Raw genomic sequence first — 21,902 nt, 5'->3', positions numbered from 1 at the left:
GGCGTCCCTCCGGCAGATCGTTATGCAGCTGGCCGTTATGCGGCTGGCCATTATGCAGCTGGCATCCAGGCCATCGAATTCGGGCGCACGGTCCAGCGAGGACACGTGGGGAAAGGCAAGGCGCATGGGTACAAAGACTCGTTGGCGTTGATCAGGCGTCGGCGGCCGGGCCGCCGCGTGAGAGGGCTGCGGCAAAAAACCAGGATTCGTGGGCCATCGGTCCGGTTTGCCTTGATTTGAACGGCACGACACTACTACAACCTTTGTGACAGGCACAACCTTGCCCGGCCGCCGCCGTGTGCGAGCGCTGCCCGCCCAGGGTCAACCCATAGTCGTACAAATGCGCGCGCGGGGCTGCCCGCACCCCGGCGTCGCGCGCGCACCACAACCCCGGCGAGCCCGCCCTCGCGCGGCGCCCCAACATGGCGCGAAGTGCCGGCTCGCCCACTCAACGGGGGATCGCAGTACGGTTTTCGAGGGGTAAAATCGTTGCGCGCCTCGCGGCGCCTGCCGGCCCCGCCCCGGCGCGAACCCACGCCCATCCACCACACCCAAGGCCGATGAACAGGAGACTCTTGCGTCAGACAGCCGGCCCCCTCGGGGTGATGGCCGTGGTGATCGTCTGCTGGGCCGCGGCGGGGCTCCTTGCCGACCGCATGGTCCGTCAGGAGCTCGATACGGCGCTCACCGTGCAGCGCCAGATGTCGCGCTCCGTCGTGGACAACATGGCCGAGGTGATCGCGAGCGACCTCTCGATGTCGCGCGCGATCCCCGCCACGATGGCCGAGACGCGCGTGGTCCAGCAGGCGCTCACCGAGTCGGCACGCTACGCCGCGTCACCCCAGTCGACGGAGCTGGAGCGGCGCACCGAGCTGCAGAGCATTCCCGCGCTCCTGAGCGTGGACCGCTTCCTGCACGACGCCCAGGGCTTCTCCGGCCTCGACGCCATCTGGCTCGTCAACGCCAACGGCATCTGCGTCGCCTCGAGCAACGCGCTCGACAAGCTCTCCTATGTGGGCGTGGACATGCGCACGCGCGCTTATCTGAGCGACACCCTGCTCGGCGCCTTCTCCGAAGCCTATGGCGTGGGCATGTCCAGCGGCGAGCCCGGCATCTTCGTGGCCGCCCCCGCCTACGACGACGGCCTGCTGGTCGGCGCCGTGGTGGCCAAGGTCAGCATCTCGCGGCTGCGCCACTGGGTCACGCATCCGGGCACCTTCGTCTCGGACGGCAACGGCGTCGTCATCATGTCGCACGACAGTGCGCTCGAAGGCCTTGCGTTGCCGGGCTCCCGCGTCGAAGACATGAACGCCGTGGACCGCGTGAACACTTATCTGCGCGAGCGCTTCTCCGAAATCTCGCTGCGCTCGGCCGAAGCCAATGCGCTCAAGGACGCGCCGTGGATGCCGCGCGAGGAAGCCTCGCAGATGGTCGAGCTGCCCGGCCAGCGCGCGCCCGCGATCTACGAATGGCGCGGCGGACTCAATTCGGGGCTCTCGGCGCACCTCGTCGATCCCGTCAACGCCTGGCCCGAACTGCTCGCGAACCGGCAGCGCGACCGCTTCCTCATTTTTCTCACGCTCACGGGCACGGCGGCGCTCGCAGCGGTGATCTCAGTGTCGTGGGTGCGCGAGCGGCGGCTGCATCGCGCAAGCCGCGATCTCGCCGGGCAGTTGCAGTCCGCCAACGCGCTGCTGGCCGCCGAAGCCCGCGTGGACGCGCTGACGGGCGCCCTCTCGCGGCGCTACTTCCTCGACCTGCTGCGCCGCGAGATCGACCGCGCCTACGCGAGCGGCACGACCCTGTGCATGGCCATCGCCGATCTCGACTACTTCAAGCAGATCAACGACCGCTTCGGCCACCCGGCCGGCGACCGGGCGCTGAAGCATTTCGTGGAGACCTGCCGGGCCGAGCTGCGTGCCGACGACGCGGTCGGGCGCCTCGGCGGCGAGGAGTTCGGCATCCTGCTGCCCGCCACCTCGCTCTCGACCGGCCGCGAGGTGATCGAACGGCTGCGTCTGAAGGTAAAGGCGAATGGCTGTGCCGAACTGCCCGCCGGATCGAACCTGAGCGTGAGCATCGGTATTACGGAACTGGCGGCTTCGCAGGATCAGCCCGAGCGGCTGATGAGCCGCGCCGACCTCGCGCTCTACATGGCCAAGGCGGGCGGCCGCGACCGCTGCGAGTCCATGCCCGCCGACGGCGCCGTGCCGCCGCGCGCCACGGCCGAGACCTGGTAGCCGGGCCCGCCGGCCCGGGGCGCGCGGCACGACGCGACACCCGACCCGCAATCGGCCGCCCAATGAATCAGCCGCCAGGCGGTATCATCGGACAAACGCCCGCGCTGCAACATGGCGCGCGCCCTTGAAGCGTAGAAACGCGCGCACCGCGCCGTTTCGCTCAATCCGGAGGTATGCATGAAGGGAAATCTGGTCATCGTCTGCCGCGATCAGGATGCTCACGCGTTCGACCAGTTGATGGTCGAGTACGGCGCGTTCCAGACGCGCCTGTCCTCGACGACGTGGTATCTGAAGCTCGAGGCGGCCCCCGAACTGATCCAGGAGGAGATCCTGGCGCGTCTCGGGAAGTACACGACGCACTATATCTTCGAAGCCGGCAGCGTCACCTACAACACCGTGGACAGCGAAGCCGCCGCCGCGCTCGACACGCTCTTCTCCGCGTAACGCCGGAGTCTTGCCCGCGCCTCTTAGTTAGGGGTGCGGCGCGTCACCAGGCGTGCGCCGCTTCGGCGATCGTGCGCTGCACCACTTCCACCGGGAACGTCATCCGTACGGCGAGACCACCGCCCTCGCCATTGCCGATCTGCAATTCGCCGCCCACGCGCCGCACGAGGCGCTCGACGATTGCGAGGCCGAGGCCGCTATGCCCGTTGCCGCCACGGGCCGGGTCGAGCCGCACGAAGGGCCGGCTCGCGCGCGTGAGGTCCTGGGTGGCGATGCCCTTGCCGTGATCGCGCACGGTCAGCGTGTAGCTTTCGGGGCTGCGCTCCGTTTCGATGACCACGGGCGGCGCGCCGTACGCATGCGCGTTGTCCAGCAGGTTCGACACCACGCGATCGAGCGTGGCGGCAGGCAGACGGAAATCGCTGCCGGCGTTGAGCCGCATCTGGATCGCCGGGCCTTCGGCGGCCTGGCCCGTCGAACCGAGCGTCCGCATCGCGCTCATCGTCCGGTAGTTGCGCACGATGCGCTCGCATTGCTCGTCCACTTCGACCGGCTCGCTGCGGTCCGCGCCGTCGTGCGCGAACACAAGGAATTGATCGACGATATGGGCCATGGAGTCCACGTCGCGCACCACGCCGTCGCGCGCCTTGGCCTCGTCCATCATTTCCGCGCGCAGGCGCAGGCGCGCGAGCGGCGTCTTCAGGTCGTGCGCGACGCCGGCCAGCATCACGGCGCGGTCGTGATCGTTGCGCTCCACCTCCGTCACCATCTGGTTGAAGCCACGCGTGAGCAGGCGCAGCTCGCGCGGCCCGCGCTCGCGCAGCGGCGGCACCGGCTCGCCGCGCCCGAAGCGCGCCACGGCCTGGGCAAGCAGGCTCAGCGGTTTTTGCAGCGTCCACGCCGCCACCAGCGCCGCAATCACCGCCGCCGAGAAAATGATCAGCAGCCACGGAACCATCCGGTCGATCGTGGGCCGCATGGGCCGCAGCGGCTGCACGGGCACCACGATCCAGCGCGCATCTTGCGGACCCTTCACCCACAGCGTAGGCGGCCGGAACAGCGGGCCGATGCGCACGTCGGTGCCGGGCGGCATGCGCTCGCGCACGTCGTCGATGAAGCGGCGCAGCGGCTCGGGAATATCGGCGCTGTCGGGCGGCACCGAGGCGCTCGCCGGATCGACGAGCTGCACGCGCGAGGGCAACGGCTGGTCGGGCGTGCGCTCCACGTGCTGACGCACGGCATCGACGAGGAATGCCGCCTCTTCCACTGCATAGCGCGTTTGCATCTGGCTGCGCTCGAGACGCATCAGCGCGAACCAGGCCACGTGCGAGAGCAGCAGGACGCCCACGAACAGCACCGCGAGGCGCCCGAACAGCGAATCAACCGGCTGGCGCATGGTTGGCCTGCTCTCCGTCCGGCACGAACACATAACCGCGCCCGCGCACCGTCTGGATGAAACGCGGGGTGGACGGATCGGATTCGAGAATGCGCCGCAGACGCCACACCTGAACGTCGATGCCGCGGTCGGTGCCGTCGTATTCGGGACCGTGCAGCAGCTCGAGCAGGCGCTCGCGCGTGAGCGTGCGCATGGGGTGGTTGACGAAAATCTTCAGGAGGGCGAATTCGCTGCCCGACAGCATGATGGGCTTGCCTTCCTGCTGCAGCGTGCGCGACTGGAAGTCGAGCGTGAAGCGGCCAAACGAAAACGGCTCGCGCTGCTCGGGCGCGGCGGCCGACGGCACCGTGCGGCGGCGGCGCAGCACGGCCTGCACGCGCGCGAGCAGCTCGCGCGGGTTGAACGGCTTGCCGAGATAGTCGTCGGCGCCGAGCTCGAGGCCGACGATGCGGTCCACGTCGTCCGCACGGGCGGTGAGCATGATGACCGGAATGTCGTCGCCGGACGCGCGCAGCTTGCGCAGCGCCGTGAGCCCGTCCACGCCCGGCATCATCAGGTCGAGCACGATCAGGTCGGGGCGCTCGCGCTCCAGCCGCCGCTCCAGCGAGCCGGCGTCGTGCAGCACGGACACTTCCATGCCCTGGCGCGCCAGATAGTCGCGCAGGAGGTCACGGAGTTCGAGGTCGTCGTCGACGACAAGAATTTGAGTAGCCATGGGACGAAGTTTAACGCGCGCGCCGGGACCCTTTCCTTACGGTGGGGTAGTTTGGGTTACGGGGTGTTACGACGAAAGGCGCGAGTAATGTCGCGTAATGACACCGGCTCGCCGCGTAACACGCCCGACGGGATCGACCGATACGCTAGGGACACCGGATGCGGCAACAGCAGCACTTGTTAGGGAGCGCCGCGCCTCACCGGATAAAACCCTTCACGGATTTGTCAGGAGCATCACCATGTACAAGAAAACCTCGCGCATTCTCGCGATTGCTGCCGCCTCGCTCGCGCTCACCATGGGCGCCGCCCACGCCCAGACGCCGCCCCCCGGCGGTCCCGGCGGCCCGGGCATGCACGCCATGCACCACGGCGATTTCATGATGGGCTTCAAGAAGCTGCACGACAAGCTGAACCTGAACGCCGATCAGGAAAAGCAGTGGCAAGCCGCGCTCGACACGATGAAGCAGAACCACGAGCAGATGCGCAAGATCCACGAACAGCTCAAGCAGCAGTTCGAAGCGCAGAAGAACCAGCCGATCCTCGACATGAACGCGCTGCACGCGGCGCGCCAGCAGGCCGAGCAGCAAGGCGCCCAGTTGCGCGAGCAGAACGCCCAGGCCTGGCTCGCGTTCTACAACGGCCTGAACGACCAGCAGAAGACCACGGTCAGCACGGCGCTCAAGGAGCACTTCGCGAAGATGGAACAGCGCCGCGAAAAGATGCGCCAGCACTGGGAGCATCACGGCGCCGCGTCGGCACCGGCCGCAGCGCAGTAAGTGCCGGATCCCGGGCGGCGGGCGCGCCGCCCGGGACGGCAGGAAACCGGCCGGCAGAACATGCCGGACCGGTGGTGCGGCTCGCTGGACCGGCAGTGCAGCCGTACCATGACGAAGCGCCGCGGGGAGACCCGCGGCGCTTTTTCTTTGCGTGCCCGCTTCGCTGCCCCTTCTCTGCCCAGGCACGGCCAGGCAAAGGCAAGCGCAAGTGGGCACCAGCGAACAAGATCAGGCCAGGTCGAACAACAGCACTTCGGCCTTCTCGCCGTTCGCGAGCGTCACGGCCGCCTCGGCCTCGATCATGGCCGCATCGCCGGCTTCGAGGCGCTCCCCGTTCACCTCCAGCGCGCCGCGCGCCACGTGCACGTACACGCGCCGGCCGGCCGGCACCGCGTACTCCGCGCGCTCGTCGCCGTCGATCAGCGCCGCGTAGATCGACGCGTCGGACTGCACCGTCACCGAGCCGTCGCGCCCGTCGGGCGAGGCCACCACGCGCAGCCGGCCGCGCTTGTCCTCGTCGGCGAAACGCTTTTCCTCATAACCCGGCGCCCCGCCTCGCTCGCGCGGCAGCAACCAGATCTGCAGCAGATGGGCCTCCTCCTCGCGCGACGCGTTGAACTCGCTGTGCATCACCCCGGTGCCGGCGCTCATGCGCTGCACGTCGCCCGGGCGGATGGTCGAGCCGTTGCCCATGCTGTCGCGGTGCGCAAGGCCGCCCGAGAGCACATAGGTCACGATTTCCATGTCGCGATGGCCGTGGGCGCCGAACCCCTGGCCGCCGGCGATGCGGTCGTCGTTGAGCACCCGCAGCGCGCCATAGTGGACGTGCTCGGAGTCGTGGTAATCGGCGAAGGAAAAGCTGTGGTACGAATCGAGCCAGCCGTGGCTGGCGTGACCCCGTTCGTCGGAGCGGCGAATGGCAAGCATGGCAATCTCCCGTGTTTCGTTGCGATACCCGAAGGTAAGGGCGAAGCCCTCGAACCACAATCGGCGCCGGTGCACCGGATCGTTTCGCTGGCAACGTCAATGAACGCCCGCGCCACCGGCGTTCGCGGCAAGTTCCCGCGCCGTGGCTCGAGCCTCGCGTCCGCGTTGACATTCCTGCCCAATAAACTGGCATACCCCCCGGCTTCGGGTAAAATACCGCGCTTTTCGGCCAGCGCGTCCCGCGAGCCGTCCCCGTACCGGTGCGTACCGGGCGCGGACCGTTCCGATAAGCCGACGCAGCCCGTCCGACCCGCATTTTTGATCGCCTAGAATGGCGGCGACCGGCCCCACGGCCGGCAGGCCGCGCGGCGGCAGCGCCTTGCAGACCCGCCTGACGACCTCGCGGGCAGCCTGGCGAGGCACGCCACGCGCCGTCCGTATCAGGAGAAAGATGAAGAAGTTCGCAGTGTGTGCGGCGCTCGCGCTCGTCGCCGGCAGCGCCGCCGCCAAGGAGTGGAAGACCGTTCGCATCGGCGTGGACGCCAGCTACCCGCCGTTCGAGTCGGTCGCACAGAACGGGCAGATCGTCGGTTTCGACGTGGACCTCGCGAAAGCGCTGTGCGCGCGCATGAACGTCAAGTGCGTCTGGGTCCAGAACGATCTCGACGGCATCATCCCGGCGCTGAAGGCCCGCAAGTTCGACGCGATCGTCTCGTCGCTCAGCGTCACCGACCCGCGCCGCCAGCAGATCGACTACTCCGACAAGATGTTCGACGCCCCCGCGCGCATGCTCGCGAAGGCCGGCTCGCCGCTCCTGCCCAGCCCGGAATCGCTCAAGGGCAAGAACGTGGGCGTCGAGCAGGGCTCGACCCAGGAGGCCTACGCGAAGGCGCACTGGGCGGGCAAGGGCGTGAACGTGGTGTCGTACCAGAACCAGGACCAGGTGTATCAGGACCTGATGTCGGGCCGGCTCGACGCCACGCTGCAAGACGAGGTCCAGGCCGACTTCGGCTTCCTGAAGACGCCGCGCGGCAAGGGTTACGCCTGGGCCGGCCCGGCCGTGCAGGATCCGAAGACGATCGGCGACGGCACGGCGATCGGCCTGCGCAAGGAAGACACGGATCTCAAGGCGCAATTCAACGCGGCGCTGGCCTCGATCCACAAGGACGGCACGTTCGACCGGATCGCGAAGCAGTACTTCGATTTCAATATCTATACAGGCAAGTAGCATCCGATCAAGGTGCGCGGCGCGCGCCCCGTCAAGGACCCACCCATGTTTCTTCAAGGCTACGGCCCGCTGATCCTCGCCGGCACCTGGCAGACCGTCAAGCTCTCGGTGCTCTCGCTCGTGCTCTCGTTCCTGCTGGGGCTCATCGGCGCGGCGGCGAAACTCTCGAAGAACCGCGTCGCCCATGGCGCGGGCACCGTGTACACCACGCTGATCCGCGGCGTGCCGGACCTCGTGCTGATGCTGCTGCTCTTCTACAGCCTGCAGATCTGGCTGAACGACCTCACCGACCTGCTGGGCTGGGACCAGATCGACATCGACCCGTTCATCGCCGGGGTGATCGTGCTCGGCTTCATCTACGGCGCCTACTTCACGGAAACCTTCCGCGGCGCCTTTCTCGCGGTGCCGCGCGGCCAGCTCGAAGCCGGCCACGCCTACGGCATGACGAACTGGCAGGTGTTCCGCCGCATCATGTTCCCGCAGATGATGCGCTTTGCGCTGCCGGGCATCGGCAACAACTGGCAGGTGCTCGTGAAATCGACGGCGCTCGTCTCGATCATCGGCCTCGCCGACGTGGTCAAGGCAAGCCAGGACGCCGGCAAGGGCACGCTGCGCTTTTTCTTCTTCACGCTGCTCGCGGGCGCGATCTACCTCGGCATCACCACGGTTTCGAACTTCGTGCTGATGTACCTCGACAAGCGCTACTCCACCGGCGTGCGCCGCGCGGACCTGTAAGCGGATCCGGAACAACAAGGCGAACAACATGCAAGACCTGATCCAGCTTGTCCAGCAGTACTGGCAAAGCTATCTGTACACCGACGGCTATCACTTCACCGGCGTCGCCATCACGCTCTGGCTGCTGGTGGTATCGATCGGACTCGGCTTCTGCCTCTCGGTGCCGCTCGCCGTGGCGCGCGTCTCGAAGAAGAAGTGGCTCTCCGGCCTCGTGTGGCTCTACACCTATATCTTTCGCGGCACGCCGCTCTACGTGCAACTGCTGCTCTGCTACACGGGCCTCTACAGCCTCGACATCATCCGCAACCACGAGCTGACCGCCGCATTCTTCCGCAGCGGCATGAACTGCACGCTGCTCGCGTTCACGCTCAATACCTGCGCATACACCACCGAGATCTTCGCGGGCGCAATCAGGGCCACGCCCTACGGCGAGATCGAAGCGGCGCGCGCGTACGGCATGTCGCCGTTCACGCTCTACCGGCGCGTGATCCTGCCTTCGGCGCTGCGCCGCGCGCTGCCCTACTACAGCAATGAAGTCATCCTGATGCTGCACGCAACGACAGTGGCCTTCACGGCCACCGTGCCGGACATCCTCAAGATCGCGCGCGACGTCAATTCGGCGACCTACCAGACCTTCACCGCGTTCGGCATCGCCGCCCTGCTCTATCTGAGCATTTCGTTCACGCTCGTGTGGCTCTTCCGCCAGGCCGAGCGCCGCTGGCTCGCGTACCTGCGGCCGCTTGGCAAGTGAGCCCGCTACCCATGACCCAGATGAATTCCCAGAAGCAAAAGCTTTTCGTCGATGCCCTGCACAAGCAATACGGCGACCATGAAGTGCTCAAGGGCGTTTCGCTGCAAGCGAATGCCGGCGATGTGATCAGCGTGATCGGCTCGTCCGGTTCGGGCAAGAGCACGATGCTGCGCTGCATCAACTTCCTCGAGCAGCCCAACGCGGGGCGCATCTTCGTGGACGGCGAGGAAGTGCGCACCCGCGCCGACAGCCGCACCGGCGCGCTGCAGGTGGCCGACCCGAAGCAGCTCCAGCGCGTGCGCACGAAGCTCGCCATGGTGTTCCAGCACTTCAATCTGTGGACGCACATGACGGTGCTGGAGAACGTGATCGAGGCGCCCGTGCACGTGCTGGGCATTGCGCGCCGCGAAGCCGAAGAGCGCGCACGCGAATACCTCGAGAAAGTGGGGCTCGCGCCGCGCGTGGAGAAACAGTATCCCTCGCACCTCTCGGGCGGCCAGCAGCAGCGGGTGGCGATTGCACGCGCGCTCGCCATGCACCCGGATGTGATGCTCTTCGACGAACCGACCTCGGCGCTCGACCCCGAACTGGTGGGCGAAGTGCTCAAGGTGATGCAAAAGCTCGCCGAGGAAGGCCGCACCATGATCGTCGTCACGCACGAAATGGGTTTCGCGCGCAACGTCTCCAATCATGTGATGTTCCTGCACCAGGGACGCGTGGAAGAAGAAGGCCAGCCGGCCGAAGTCTTTGGCAATCCGAAGAGCGAACGGCTGCGGCAGTTCATTTCGGGGAGCCTCAAATAAGCGGCCTGGAAGACAGTCTCGGGCCTGGACTCGCGGGCTGAAGGCCAGGCGTTGCGCGGCAACGACGTCCGCCGGGCCATGTAGTAAATGTAGTTTTTCAAGGCGCTTTCAGCGCCTTTTCTTTTTTCTTCCAAAGCTGCCTTCGATCCCACTTTTTCGGTGCCTCAAAGGCCGTTTTCGCCTTACTCCTGAGGTTTTTCTCCGTCAATAGTGGCAATCCTGAAGATCGCCCCGCAGCAAACGTGAGTCCCTTGTCCGACAAGGCTTTACGCCTCCTTTTTGAGAGACTCGGGACCTCCCCTGGCAGCGGCATATTGCAATTTGACGACACACCCCGGCACGCCGACGATTTCGTTCGCCACCGCCGCCCTTTTTTGCTAAATTAGTAACCAAAGTAGCAAAACAAAGTGCATTAAAAGTAGTTTCACTTCAAAAAGAACGGGAGATGCCAGTCAACCAGGGGACCCGCAAGACTACTCGAACAGGTTGTCGCGCTGCATCGCAGCCGGCGCCTCGGGCCCCAGGGTAGTAGCTCCCTCACGCGACTACGATTTCTGTTCGTTGCGCCCTCACACGCGCGGACGTCTTTCGCAGTACTTAGGTTGACTCTTTGACAGGGTATGGAGGAGAAGATGAAGAAAGCTTTGCTCGCCGCAGCACTGATGTCGGCTGGGGTGGTCGCGCATGCGCAAAGCAGCGTGACGCTCTATGGCCGCCTTGACGCTGGTGTGGCGTACATGAACGGCGTCGGAACTGGCGGCGGCACCGGCGCCGCCACCGCAGGCAAGAGCCAGGTGCTGCTCGAAAGCGGCTACTGGGGCACCAGCCTGTGGGGCTTGAAGGGTGTCGAAGACATCGGCGGCGGCAATAAGGTTCTCTTCCAGTTGGAAGGCAGCTTCAGCACGGCAACCGGTTCGCTCGGCTCGGCCGGCTCGATCTGGAATCGCTGGGCAACCGTCGGTATGGCCAACGACAACTACGGTACGCTGCTGCTCGGCCGCGAACTGTTCATCTCGAACGGCATTTGGGACTTCGACCCGTTCGGTCAGTCGAACTGGTCGTCGGCGTCGCTCGTGCGTGGTCGTAACTGGCCGCAGTCGAGCAACAACGTGTCGTACCAGTCGCCGAAGTGGTATGGCTTCGACGTGTACGGCCAGTACTCGCTGTCGAACCAGACGAGCTGGAACGGTGACAGCACGGCTTCCGGCGCTCAAGGTCGTGAAGACGGTCTCCAGTTGACCTATACGAGCTCGCTGTTCCAGATCCGCGGCCTGTACGACGAAATCCGCAACCCGGCAAACGGCACGCTCGGCGGCACGTACAACGCGGTCAACTCGGGCAACGTCGGCCAGGGCGTCTACGCGTTCGGTCGCGACTACATGGCGATGATCAACGTGTTCCTGGGTCAGTTCAAGATCCAGGGCGGCTACGAAGCGGTCCGTTCGTCGGGCATGAGCGGTCTCGCGATCGGCGAACCGAGCACGCTCGACCACGAATGGGGTGGTGTGACGTGGCAAGCCACGCCGGCAGCAGCCCTGATCGCAGCGGTCTACCACGTGAACGGCAACAACGGCGCGGGTAACGCAACGCTCTATACGATCGGCGGTTCGTACAACCTGTCCAAGCGTACCCTGCTCGACTTCCAGGTCGCGACCGTGCAGAACAGCAAGACCGCGAACTACGGCCTGAACGCCAACAATTCCGGCACGTCGGCTGCAACCGGCAACCCGCTGATTGGCCACAGCCAGACGGGCGTGTACGGCGGCATCCAGCACTCGTTCTAATCGACGGGTCTAGAAAGAACAGTTACATCGACGTTTTCACGCTGCTGCGAGAGGCGCGTATCGGTGCGGTGTCCGAAAGGGTATCCGCACCGTTTTTTATTCTCGACGCGGGCCGCTCAAGCGGCCCGTTTCTTTTGGTGCAACGGTTTTCCGACTGGGCGCGTCAGACCGCCGCCTCGTTCTCTTCGCCGGTGCGGATGCGGATCACGCGCTCGACGTCGGTCACGAAGATCTTGCCGTCGCCGATCTTGCCGGTGCGCGCCGCGCCGATGATCGCGTCGATCACCTGATCGGCCTGGTCGTTCGCCACCACCACTTCGATCTTCACTTTGGGCAGAAAATCGACCACGTATTCGGCACCGCGATACAGCTCGGTGTGCCCCTTCTGGCGGCCGAAGCCTTTGACCTCGGTGACGGTCAGGCCCGTCAGGCCGACTTCGGCGAGCGCTTCGCGCACTTCGTCGAGCTTGAACGGTTTGATGACGGCAGTAATGCGTTTCATGGCGGACCTCGTCTCGTATCGGGTGGGTGTCTGTCGAAAAATCGAAAGCAATAAGCAGGGTGTAAGCAGGATTCTACGCTGCGCTCACGGTGCGGCCTTGCCTTGAGGCGGATTGGCCGTGTCCGGCACCTGCTCCAGATCCGCGAGCCATACCGTGGATTCGGAATCGCTCGGCGCGCGCCAGTCGCCGCGCGGCGAGAGCGAGCCGCCCGAACCCACCTTCGGCGCATTCGGAATGCAGGTGCGCTTGAACTGGCTCTGGCGGAAGAATCGGTCGAGGAAAATGCGCAGATTACGCTTGATCGCCGCGAGATCGTACTGGTTGCGCGCGACTTTCGCGTTCTCCGGCCAGGCGCCCTTCTCCCGGTCGCCCCAGGCGTGCTGCGCGAGAAAGGCGACCTTCGCGGGCGTGAAGCCAAAGCGCAGCGTGTAGTAAAGATTGAAGTCCTGCAACTCGTACGGCCCGATCACGCTCTCGGTTTTCTGCTCAGGCGCGCCGTTGGCCTTGCCGGGAATCAGCTCGGGGCTGATGTCGGTGTCGAGAATCGCCTCGAGCACGTCCGAGCCACTCTCGCCGATCTGCCCGGTTTCCGCCACCCAGCGCACGAGGTGCGTGATGAGCGTCTTGGGCACGCTCGCATTCACGTTGTAGTGCGACATGTGATCGCCCACGCCGTAGGTGCACCAGCCGAGCGCCAGCTCGGACAGATCGCCCGTGCCGATCACGATCGCGTGGTTGAAGTTCGCGAGGCGGAACAGGTGATTCGTGCGCTCGCCGGCCTGCACGTTCTCGAAGGTGATGTCGTAGCTTTCCTTGCCTTCGGAGTACGGATGACCGAGGTCTTCGAGCATCTGCATGCAGCTCTTGCGAATGTCGATTTCCTTCGCCGTGCAGCCGACGAGTTCCATCAACTGACGCGCCTGGCGCAGCGTGCGCTCGCTCGTCGCGAAGCCCGGCATGGTGTACGCCAGGATATTCGCGCGCGGCAGGCCGAGCCGGTCCATCGCCTTCGCGCACACCAGCAGCGCGTGGGTGGAATCGAGCCCGCCCGACACGCCGATCACCACCTTCTTGATGCCCGCCTGCGACAGCCGCTGCACGAGCGCCTGCACCTGAATGTTGTAGACCTCGTTGCAGCGCTCGTCGCGGCGCTTCGGATCGGCCGGCACGTACGGGAAGCGTTCGACGCGACGCGCGAGCGGCAGTTCGGGCGCGTCCCACGCGCCGTGCTGCGGCACCTCGCAGCGAATCACGCGAAACTGCGCGATCTCGTCGTGATGGCGGCGAATCGAGTCGCCGAAGGTGGTCTGGCGAATGCGCTCCTGCGCGAGGCGCTGGAGATCGACATCGGCGACGATGAGCTGCGAGTCGTCGGGAAACCGCGCCGACTGCGCGAGCAGCTCGCCGTTCTCGTACACGAGCGCCTGGCCGTCCCAGGCCATGTCGGTCGTCGATTCACCCCTGCCCGCCGAGGTGTACAGATAGGCGGCGAGGCACCGCGCCGACTGCTGCGAAACGAGTTGATGCCGGTAGCCGGCCTTGCCCACCACCACGTTCGACGCCGAAAGGTTGACGAGCACCGACGCACCCGCGAGCGCCGCGAACGACGACGGCGGAATCGGCACCCACACGTCCTCGCAGATTTCCACGTGAAAACGCAGGCCCGCAACCGCCGGCACGTCGAAGAGAAGCGAGGCGCCGAACGGCACGTCCTCTCCGGCAAGGCGCACCGTGTCGGTGCGCGCGCAATCGGCGGCGCTGAACTGGCGCGGCTCGTAGAACTCGCCGTAGTTCGGCAGATAACTCTTCGGCACCACGCCCGCGATGCGCCCGCCCGCTACCACCGCGGCACAGTTGAAAAGCGTCTGCCCTACGCGCACCGGCAAGCCGACGATCATCGCGAGCGGCAGCGCGGCCGACTCGGCGACGAGCGTCTGCAGGGCGCACTCGCACGCGTCGAGCAGCGCCTGCTGGTGGAAGAGATCGTCGCAGGTGTAAGCGGAAAGACCCAGCTCGGGAAACGCCACGAGTGCGGCGCCCTTTTCGGCGGCCTCGCGGGCGAGCTCGAGCGTCTCGCTCGCGTTGAAGACCGGATCGGCAACGCGGCAGCGCGGCACACCCACGGCCACGCGCGCGAAGCCGTGCGTGTAGAGATTGAAGAAGCGCTCTTTCATTTCGATAACCCTGGAGGCACGCCGCGCGGCCTGAAGTCGATAGCGGACCGCCTGCCTGCGCTCGCGCGACGCGGCGGCCCTCACGCCCTCACCCGTTCCGGGCGTTTGCTTTACCATGACCGTTTGCCGCAGGTCTGCCATACGGGTTCGCCGCATGGGTTTGCCACACATTACCCGGCCGACGCTTGCCGACGCCCGGGCAAGGCAGGCTCGAATCAGACTATGTCGCGGCGCAAGCCTAATCGGACAGGCACGCAAGTTGAAACAGGAACATTTCAATTATCGCACGGGCATACTCGGCTCACCGGCCGAGGTGGACGCAGCCGAATGGAACGCGCTGCTCGCGCGCCAGGGGCAGCCCACGCCCTTTTTACGCCACGAATTCCTCTCGGCGCTGCACGCCACGCGCTGCGCCACGCCCGATGCGGGCTGGGCCCCGCAGTTCGTCACCCTCACCGACACGCGCACGGGGCGCCTCGCGGCGGCCGCGCCCGTGTACCTGAAGGGACACTCGTACGGCGAATACGTGTTCGACTGGGCCTGGGCCGACGCCTACAAGCGCAACGGCCTCGAGTACTACCCGAAGCTCCTGTGCGCGGTGCCGTTCACGCCGGTGCAAGGCACGCGCCTGATCTGCGCCGATGAAACCGCGCGCCGCCACCTGGCCGCGACGCTCCTCGCGTTCGCGGAGCAGGCGGACGTCTCGTCCCTGCACGTGCTGTTCCCCACCGGAGAAGACGCGGACGCGCTGACCGGCCTCGGCATGATGCAGCGCGAGGGCGTGCAGTTTCACTGGCTCAACGACGGCTACCGCGACTTCGAAGACTTCCTTTCGACGCTCGAGCAGAAAAAACGCAAGAACATCCGCGCGGAGCGGCGCAAGGTGCGCGATGCGGGCGTGACGATGCGGCGCGTGCGCGGCGAAGACATCCGCGACGAAGACTGGCGTTTCTTCAGCCGCTGCTACCGGCAAACCTACCGCGAACATTTCTCGACGCCTTACCTGAACCTCGACTTTTTCCGCATGATCGGCGCGTCGATGCCGGAGAACCTCCTGCTCGTGATCGCCGAATACGAGGGCAAGCCGATCGCGAGTTCGCTCGTCGTCTATCAGCGCGGGGAGAACGGTACGGGCGGGACACTGTACGGACGCTACTGGGGCGCGCTCGAACACGTGCCGTGCCTGCATTTCGAGGCCGCGTACTATCAGCCGCTGGAGTTCTGCATCGAAGAGGGGCTGGCGGTGTTCGAAGGCGGCGCGCAGGGCGAGCACAAGATGGCGCGCGGCTTCATGCCCACCGTCACGCGCTCGGCGCACTGGCTCGCGCATCCCGCGTTCGCCGACGCGGTGGCGCGCTTCCTCGAAAGCGAAACCAACCACATTCATGCCTACGTTCACGAACTGAACGAGCACAATCCGTTTCGCTCGTGACCGACTCCACACCCCCGCCCTCGCCCGAAAAACGCCTTATGCCGTGGTTCCTCTACCTGCTCGAATGCGACGATGGCAGCGTCTATACGGGCATTGCGGTCGACGTCGCCGCACGCTTCGAGCAACACGCGAACGGCATGGGCGCGCGCTACACGCGCTCGCGCAAGCCGGTGCAGGTGCTGGCGTCGTTCGAGCTGGCCGGCCGGGCGGAAGCGTCGCGTGCCGAGTACTGGGTGAAGCGGCTCAAGCCGCAGGAGAAGCGCGCGCTTGCGGCGGGGGCGCGCACGCTCGAATCGGTGTTGCCCGCGCCCGTGGCTGAGACCGAAACCGAAACCGAAGCCGACGCAGGCGACACGCCCACGGCGTCTGACGCCCCATGAAAAAAGCCGCACGGCCTGTGCGGCCCGTGCGGCTTCGATGGCGGCTCCGCGCTACACGCGCCTGAGCGCGCAAAGCACGGCAAGCGGCTTACTTCTTGAAGTTCGCGACGCCGTCGGTGATTTCCTTGTGCGCGGCGTCGATGCCCACCCAGCCCTCGATCTTGACCCACTTGCCCTTTTCGAGCGCCTTGTAGTTCTCGAAGAAGTGCTTGATCTGGTCCTTCAGGTACTCGGGCACGTCGTCCAGCGACTTGATGTTGGCCGTCATCGGGCAAACCTTGTCGTGCGGCACGGCGATCAGCTTGGCATCGACGCCCGACTCGTCGGTCATCTGCAGCATGCCGAGCGCGCGCGAACGCACCACGGAGCCGGCCAGCAGCGGGAACGGCGTGATCACGAGCACGTCGACGGGGTCGCCGTCGCCGGAAAGCGTCTGCGGGATGAAGCCGTAGTTGACCGGATAGCGCATGCCCGTGCCGACGAAGCGGTCGACGACGAGCAGACCCAGATCCTTGTCGGCTTCGTACTTCACCGGGTCGCTTTGCGCGGGGATCTCGATGATCACGTTGAAGTCTTGCGGCAGATCCTTGCCGGCGGGGACGTTTGCGAAGCTCATGGGCGCTCTCAGTTCAAAGGGAAAACCGGCGAATCCGCGCGCAACCTGCCTCGTGCGCGCCCTGCGGGCAAGGCGCACCGGCGCGGAAACCGGACGTTAGAGGATGGCGCCATTATAGCCAATCGGACGCGCCGGCCTGCGCTGCGGCCCCGGCCAAACCGGTGTAGCGCGCTGCGAATAGCGCGATAATGACCCGGCTGACCCGGCCCGCGCCCCCGCGCGGCGGCCCGGTCCAGCGACGTTTCCCGTTTTGCGTTTTCCTTTTCGGCGAGGCGCAGGCATGGACGAAGCGAAGCATTTCATCGACGGCGCGTGGTGCGCGCCGGCAGGCGGCGAGACGATCGCCGTGATCGACCCCTCCGATGGCGAGGCGTTCGCCCGGATCGCCCGCGGCGGTGCCGCCGACGTCGACCGCGCCGTGCGGGCCGCGCGCCGCGCTTTCGAAGGTGCCTGGGGCGCCCTCGCCGCCGCCGAGCGCGGCCGCGCTCGGCGGGTACTTCGAGTTCTACGCGGGCGCCGCCGACAAGCTCCACGGCGAAACGCTCCCCTACCAGGCGGGCTACACCGTCTTGACCGTGCGCGAGCCGCCGCTAAGTTTTGATCCCGAGGTGGGCCCAGAGTAGAGCCCATTCTTTGGGTGCCTCGGGTCCACTGCGGCTCCTGTAGGGCTTGTGATTTGATCTGACGTTGACTGACAGATCCGCATTCGGCTTACACACCTGACATGGACCGTTACTGGCAATCGGGCGCTGTGCCAGATGCCCCTGCCGTGCCCGCGAGCAATGCAGGCGGCTATCCGGCAAACGGCAATCCCGCTGCGGGCATCAATGGCACAGTGCAGGGCGAATGGTGGTATTACGCCGTTTCCGAAGAGTTGCGCAATGTGATTACCGCTCTCGGCGGCACTCCCGAATACACCCAGGTCAACCAGCTGGCCGCCGTACTCGCGAACACGTTTGCTCAGACGACGCAGACCATCATGGGACAACTCGCAACGGTCGCGACGAGTGGCAAATACGACGACCTGCTGGGCCTGCCCGATCTCGCCGCGGTTGCCACGTCTGGACAGTACGCAGACCTGGCGGGTCTGCCTGGCCTTGCGCCGGTCGCGACCAGTGGCAACTATGATGACCTGAGCAACACGCCAGTCATTCCACCGGAATTTACGTTACCCCCAGCGACGACCAGCTCATTAGGCGGCGTCATCGCCGGGCCGGGAACCTCGATAGCGGCCGATGGCACACTGTCGGCAATCGCCACACTGACAACCATTATCGACCTGGCGGCGGCGGAAAACGTCGCGCTCGACCTCACGCCACTCTCGCAGGGCGCGCCCGAAATTCTCTTTAACCTGCTGGTCGCGGCAGGCATAACCACCACGCTTTCGATTGCCAACCCGCCCCCGACCGGGGTACTCGGCGCATTTCTGCTCGTCGTGAGCAATGGCGGCGCGGGCTGCGCGCTTGCGTGCCCCACCAACGTGAAGCGGCCAAGCGGCTCGGCTCCTATGTTGTCGGGCGTAGCCGGCAAACTGGACACATGCGTTTTTTACACGCAGGACGGCGGCGCGACCTTTTGCGCTTTCATCGCGGCACAAGATCAATGACCAGGCTCGCAAAACGGCTGCTCTGTTGCGCGCCGAAGTACAACGGCATACTCCATGCACTCGCAACCACAGCGGCGGGCGCGTGGAGCATGCGCCGCCTTCGTGGTGGCTACGGGGGACCGTGCCTGAATGTGCGGCGCGACTCTGACAATTCGACGCAGGATATCGGCTTTACCGCGTCGGGTGAACTGAACACCAACGCGCTACTCACGTTTGTCGGCAATGCAAACGGCTACGTTACGAAGTGGTACGACCAGATGCCAGGCGCATCGCATCTCAAACAGACGCAGACGGTACTTCAGCCGCAGATCATCAATGACGGCGTTCAGTTGAGTCTCCTGCCCACGGGCGTCCGCCCGGTAGTCGCGACGAACGGCGGCAACGCAGGACAGAACGGCCAGACGCTGGTTTCCGGCGCAGTCGATGTGCCGGTTGCCTCACTGACGTTCGCCCAGCCATTTACCCGCGTTTCCGTATTCGGACTGCCAGGCGGCCTCAGCCCCGCAAACAGCAATCCCGTGCTCATGAGCAGCCACACCGGCAATCCGACCGAGCTTTACCAGACCTCGGCCAGCGCACTGAGCATGTACGTCTACGACCCGCCCGGTACCGGTCTGGGAAACGGCTTTGCCGCCGCAACGGGTCTCGCTACGGGTTCGACCGGCGTGATGGTCGAATCCTTTAACGGTGCGTCCAGTCTTGGCATCTGGAGTGGTAGGACAAGTTCCGGCACCGTGGGGGCGAACGGATCGGACAGCTTGCAGATCGGCGGACTCGGCACGTCACGCAACAGCCAGACCAATTACGCTGAAGCCGTGGTCTTTGCAACGACGCTGCCGCCAGCCGATCAGGCAGCCCTGACGGCAGACCAGCGTATCTATTGGGGCACGCCCTGAAGACTTGCTTCAACGCGTAAACGCCTGCAAAGCCCCGCATCCGCCCTGACGCTCTCATCCCCCGTAGTGCATTGCATGGACCGCGAAACATTCCAGCGCGCCGCCGCGCTTTCCGATGCGCTCGCTGCGCGATGGTTCGCGCCCGTGTCGGCGGCAATGCAAGAATTCAGCATTTCGACGCCAGCACGACAGGCCGCATTCATTGCACAGATACGGCATGAATCAGGAGGCTTTACACAACTGGTCGAATCGTTCGACTACGCACCCGCCGCGCTCGCAATCTTTTCGCGTATCCCGGCGTCGTTGCGGGAGTATCTTGGCAGACATCCCGACGAAACGACTGTGCCAGCCGCCCGTCAGCAGGAGATTGCCAACCTGGCCTATGGAGGCCGCTACGGCAACGGTGACGCCTGGAGTGGCGACGGCTGGCGCTATCGCGGCCGGGATTTGAAACAGATCACCTTCTTCGACAACTACCTCGCGTGCGGTCGTGCGCTTGGCGTCGATCTCATCGCCAATCCCGATCTGCTGGCGACTGACGACACGCTCGCGGCGCGCTCCGCCAACTGGTTCTGGACATCGCACGGTTGCAATGAAGCGGCTGATTCGGGCGATTTCGCGAAAACCACGCGCATTATCAACGGCCCCGCCATGAACCAGCAGGCGAAACGCGAAACGTACTGGGTGAGTGCGAAGGAAACGCTGGGACTTGCATGAGGGACTGTTTAGTGTGCTTCACACAACGCAACCATGAAGCCACGACAATTGCGTATTGGCTTCGAGCGTTGTCTCAGCATTCATACTGCATTGCTCTCCCTAGCCTCTGCCGCAATTTACTCACGCATCGTGAGTGACTTGTGTTGGCAATTCTTATTTCGTCAAATTTGTTAAATGTTGCAAAAGACAAACTGGAAGGCCAAATCTACCAGCAACATCGCTACAATGCCCGGCCAAATATTTCAATAAAATCAAATATTTATATTATCTCAAATTAATTAAACCGGTAGTCGAGAATGACCTATCAAATTTGACAGGTAGATTTAAATTAATCGACTCGCGAGAATGAAATTTCCTAGGTCAAATATTGGATTAACATTCTGCGGAATATTATTTCGCGACGGTCAAATTGAAATTATAAACTGGACTATAAATATGATTAGAAAATTGAGACTTACTTCATTGCTATCACTTCTTGCTGCGCTTTTCATGTCAACGGGGTGCACAACGACAGCAACAAATCCGACGGCGGAAAGAGAAATTGTACTGCCATTGGCTGATGTGCACTTTCATGCTTCAAATTATGCCATGCAAGGGATACATCTAAAGCAATTTATTGACGAATACATGGACAAAACCCAAGGGCTTCGTCCGGTTACTCGTTCCGTTATCATGCCTCTCCCTTTGCAGCAAAGATGGGACAGTTTCGAAAACTATCAGATTGACATTAAATCAAAGGGCATTACCGCTGGCCCAAATTACTATATCGGCCCGAAGGCCGATCTTTATTACTATTCATTTATCGACGCCATGTATGCAAAGCAATACTTGGCACTGAGCAAAGACGATCAGTTTAAGCTCGATCTGATGATTACCGGATTTAATCCAATGGATGTCTACGCGGCTCAGCACATCAAGCGCGCGGTATTGACCTACCCAGGCGCCTTCGATGGCATTGGGGAATTCACCATTCATAAGGAAATTGTGTCGGACAAATTGGCTGGCGATGCAATTACTGACACGAAAGCCCCCACTGTTGCCCTTCCACCGGACGTATACAGTCAGAGCGACACCGTGTCCTTGTATGCTGATTCTCTAACTCGGCTTTTAAAGGAGGCCGGCGATATTGGGCTGGTTGCAATGCTACATAACGACATCTACCTGGTGGAGGTGAGTCATGATGGAGAACTCAAAGCTCGCCACCCAGACAAATCTTACGAAAAAGGTCTGATTGATTTATGCAGTCGTGTGAAAGGAACTAAAATTATTTGGGCACACACCGGCCTTGGACGCTTTGTAGAACCACAATCCGATCATTTGCAGATTGTTTCCCGTATTCTTGATGCATGTCCAGACTGGTATACGGACATTTCTTGGGATCTGGTTCAAGACTATATTCTCGACCCCAAGCCCGGCATGCCTTCCACGGAAGAATGGAGGGAATTTTTGAACAAATACCATGACCGGGTACTTTGGGGCTCCGACGATGTGATTTATTCCAGAAATAAATTCGATTTCGACAAGAAGGAGGTTGAGCTTGGTTCGCTAATGACGCCGAGTCAATACGATAACGATGTCCATCGAATGGATAAATTCAAATCTACGTTGAAATTTTCGGAATCTCTGGACTACGACAACTATCGGGCGATTTTCACCCAAGCCAGAGAAAAAGTGCGGGGGTGGGAATCAGAACACGCAAATGATAATGTATGGGATCTCACTACGCCTATCACTAAATAACGCCAGGTTTGCAGGCGCTAAGTAGTTGTGTGATAACCCA

20 protein-coding genes and 1 pseudogene are annotated in these 21,902 nt (G+C 63.8%); 15 read left to right on the top strand and 6 right to left on the bottom strand.

What is annotated here, in order from left to right; translation table 11 throughout:
• Positions 1-560: 560 nt before the first annotated feature.
• Together U5760_RS22140 and U5760_RS22135 are read left to right on the top strand one after the other, a co-directional pair.
• On the top strand, positions 561-2,240 hold the full coding sequence (locus U5760_RS22140) for a diguanylate cyclase (protein ID WP_322014435.1): 1,680 nt from the start codon (positions 561-563) through the stop codon (positions 2,238-2,240).
• 177 nt (positions 2,241-2,417) lie between these two features.
• A complete protein-coding gene (locus U5760_RS22135) occupies positions 2,418-2,684 on the top strand; it encodes a hypothetical protein (RefSeq protein WP_322014434.1) in 267 nt (88 codons plus the stop codon).
• A gap of 43 nt (positions 2,685-2,727) precedes the next feature.
• Here the strand turns inward: U5760_RS22135 and U5760_RS22130 are convergent, their stop codons facing one another.
• Entirely contained in the window at positions 2,728-4,080 is a 1,353-nt protein-coding gene (locus U5760_RS22130; RefSeq protein ID WP_322014433.1) for an ATP-binding protein, read from the bottom strand.
• Complete coding sequence (locus U5760_RS22125) at positions 4,064-4,795, bottom strand: response regulator (protein WP_322014432.1); 732 nt, start codon at positions 4,793-4,795, stop codon at positions 4,064-4,066. Before U5760_RS22125 ends, U5760_RS22130 begins: the two co-directional genes overlap by 17 nt.
• Positions 4,796-5,033: 238 nt before the next feature.
• Here U5760_RS22125 and U5760_RS22120 point away from each other — a divergent pair, with 238 nt between their 5' ends.
• Complete coding sequence (locus tag U5760_RS22120; protein WP_322014431.1) at positions 5,034-5,570, top strand: periplasmic heavy metal sensor; 537 nt, start codon at positions 5,034-5,036, stop codon at positions 5,568-5,570.
• 228 nt (positions 5,571-5,798) lie between these two features.
• Here U5760_RS22120 and U5760_RS22115 read toward each other — a convergent pair whose 3' ends face one another.
• A complete protein-coding gene (locus tag U5760_RS22115) occupies positions 5,799-6,497 on the bottom strand; it encodes a pirin family protein (RefSeq protein WP_322014430.1) in 699 nt (232 codons plus the stop codon).
• 451 nt (positions 6,498-6,948) lie between these two features.
• Here U5760_RS22115 and U5760_RS22110 point away from each other — a divergent pair, with 451 nt between their 5' ends.
• From U5760_RS22110 to U5760_RS22090, 5 genes are all read left to right on the top strand, one after another.
• Positions 6,949-7,725, top strand: coding sequence for an ABC transporter substrate-binding protein (locus tag U5760_RS22110; RefSeq protein WP_322014429.1), 777 nt, complete (start codon positions 6,949-6,951; stop codon positions 7,723-7,725).
• Positions 7,726-7,770: 45 nt separating this feature from the next.
• Complete coding sequence (locus tag U5760_RS22105; protein ID WP_322014428.1) at positions 7,771-8,460, top strand: histidine ABC transporter permease HisQ; 690 nt, start codon at positions 7,771-7,773, stop codon at positions 8,458-8,460.
• Between the two features lie 28 nt (positions 8,461-8,488).
• Entirely contained in the window at positions 8,489-9,211 is a 723-nt protein-coding gene (locus tag U5760_RS22100; RefSeq protein ID WP_415914154.1) for an ABC transporter permease, read from the top strand.
• Between the two features lie 20 nt (positions 9,212-9,231).
• Positions 9,232-10,014 (top strand): ABC transporter ATP-binding protein, encoded by a 783-nt coding sequence (locus U5760_RS22095; protein WP_322014590.1) that lies wholly within the window; start codon positions 9,232-9,234, stop codon positions 10,012-10,014.
• Between the two features lie 632 nt (positions 10,015-10,646).
• Positions 10,647-11,798, top strand: coding sequence for a porin (locus U5760_RS22090; protein WP_322014427.1), 1,152 nt, complete (start codon positions 10,647-10,649; stop codon positions 11,796-11,798).
• Positions 11,799-11,961: 163 nt separating this feature from the next.
• Here U5760_RS22090 and U5760_RS22085 read toward each other — a convergent pair whose 3' ends face one another.
• Together U5760_RS22085 and U5760_RS22080 are read right to left on the bottom strand one after the other, a co-directional pair.
• Positions 11,962-12,300: a P-II family nitrogen regulator gene (locus U5760_RS22085; RefSeq protein ID WP_027795598.1), complete on the bottom strand. Its 339-nt coding sequence runs from the start codon at positions 12,298-12,300 to the stop codon at positions 11,962-11,964.
• Between the two features lie 84 nt (positions 12,301-12,384).
• Positions 12,385-14,475 (bottom strand): NAD(+) synthase, encoded by a 2,091-nt coding sequence (locus U5760_RS22080; protein ID WP_322014426.1) that lies wholly within the window; start codon positions 14,473-14,475, stop codon positions 12,385-12,387.
• A 259-nt stretch (positions 14,476-14,734) separates the two neighbouring features.
• On the opposite strand from U5760_RS22080, the gene U5760_RS22075 reads away from it, so the two are divergent.
• Positions 14,735-15,907 (top strand): GNAT family N-acetyltransferase, encoded by a 1,173-nt coding sequence (locus U5760_RS22075; RefSeq protein WP_322014425.1) that lies wholly within the window; start codon positions 14,735-14,737, stop codon positions 15,905-15,907.
• Positions 15,908-15,945: 38 nt separating this feature from the next.
• A complete protein-coding gene (locus tag U5760_RS22070; RefSeq protein WP_322014424.1) occupies positions 15,946-16,287 on the top strand; it encodes a GIY-YIG nuclease family protein in 342 nt (113 codons plus the stop codon).
• 88 nt (positions 16,288-16,375) lie between these two features.
• On the opposite strand, the gene ppa is transcribed toward U5760_RS22070, so the two are convergent.
• Positions 16,376-16,903, bottom strand: a complete 528-nt coding sequence (ppa, locus tag U5760_RS22065; RefSeq protein ID WP_322014423.1) for an inorganic diphosphatase — start codon at positions 16,901-16,903, stop codon at positions 16,376-16,378.
• A 280-nt stretch (positions 16,904-17,183) separates the two neighbouring features.
• Here ppa and U5760_RS22060 point away from each other — a divergent pair.
• From U5760_RS22060 to U5760_RS22040, 5 genes and pseudogenes are all read left to right on the top strand, one after another.
• Positions 17,184-17,490: pseudogene (locus U5760_RS22060) on the top strand (aldehyde dehydrogenase family protein); the annotation flags it as partial.
• A 137-nt stretch (positions 17,491-17,627) separates the two neighbouring features.
• The gene (locus tag U5760_RS22055) at positions 17,628-18,509 is read left to right on the top strand and encodes a hypothetical protein (RefSeq protein WP_322014422.1); all 882 of its coding nucleotides are present in this window, start codon (positions 17,628-17,630) and stop codon (positions 18,507-18,509) included.
• A complete protein-coding gene (locus U5760_RS22050) occupies positions 18,506-19,405 on the top strand; it encodes an arabinofuranosidase catalytic domain-containing protein (RefSeq protein ID WP_322014421.1) in 900 nt (299 codons plus the stop codon). Before U5760_RS22055 ends, U5760_RS22050 begins: the two co-directional genes overlap by 4 nt.
• Positions 19,406-19,480: 75 nt before the next feature.
• Positions 19,481-20,122 (top strand): glycoside hydrolase family 19 protein, encoded by a 642-nt coding sequence (locus U5760_RS22045; RefSeq protein WP_322014420.1) that lies wholly within the window; start codon positions 19,481-19,483, stop codon positions 20,120-20,122.
• Between the two features lie 435 nt (positions 20,123-20,557).
• Positions 20,558-21,862, top strand: a complete 1,305-nt coding sequence (locus U5760_RS22040) for an amidohydrolase family protein (protein ID WP_322014419.1) — start codon at positions 20,558-20,560, stop codon at positions 21,860-21,862.
• Positions 21,863-21,902 lie beyond the last annotated feature (40 nt).

Source organism: Paraburkholderia sp. J12, from assembly GCF_905220215.1.
In the GTDB taxonomy this organism is placed as follows: Bacteria; Pseudomonadota; Gammaproteobacteria; order Burkholderiales; family Burkholderiaceae; genus Paraburkholderia.
The sequence above is the reverse complement of the archived record's forward strand: the minus strand, read 5'-3'. Positions and strand labels throughout refer to the sequence as shown.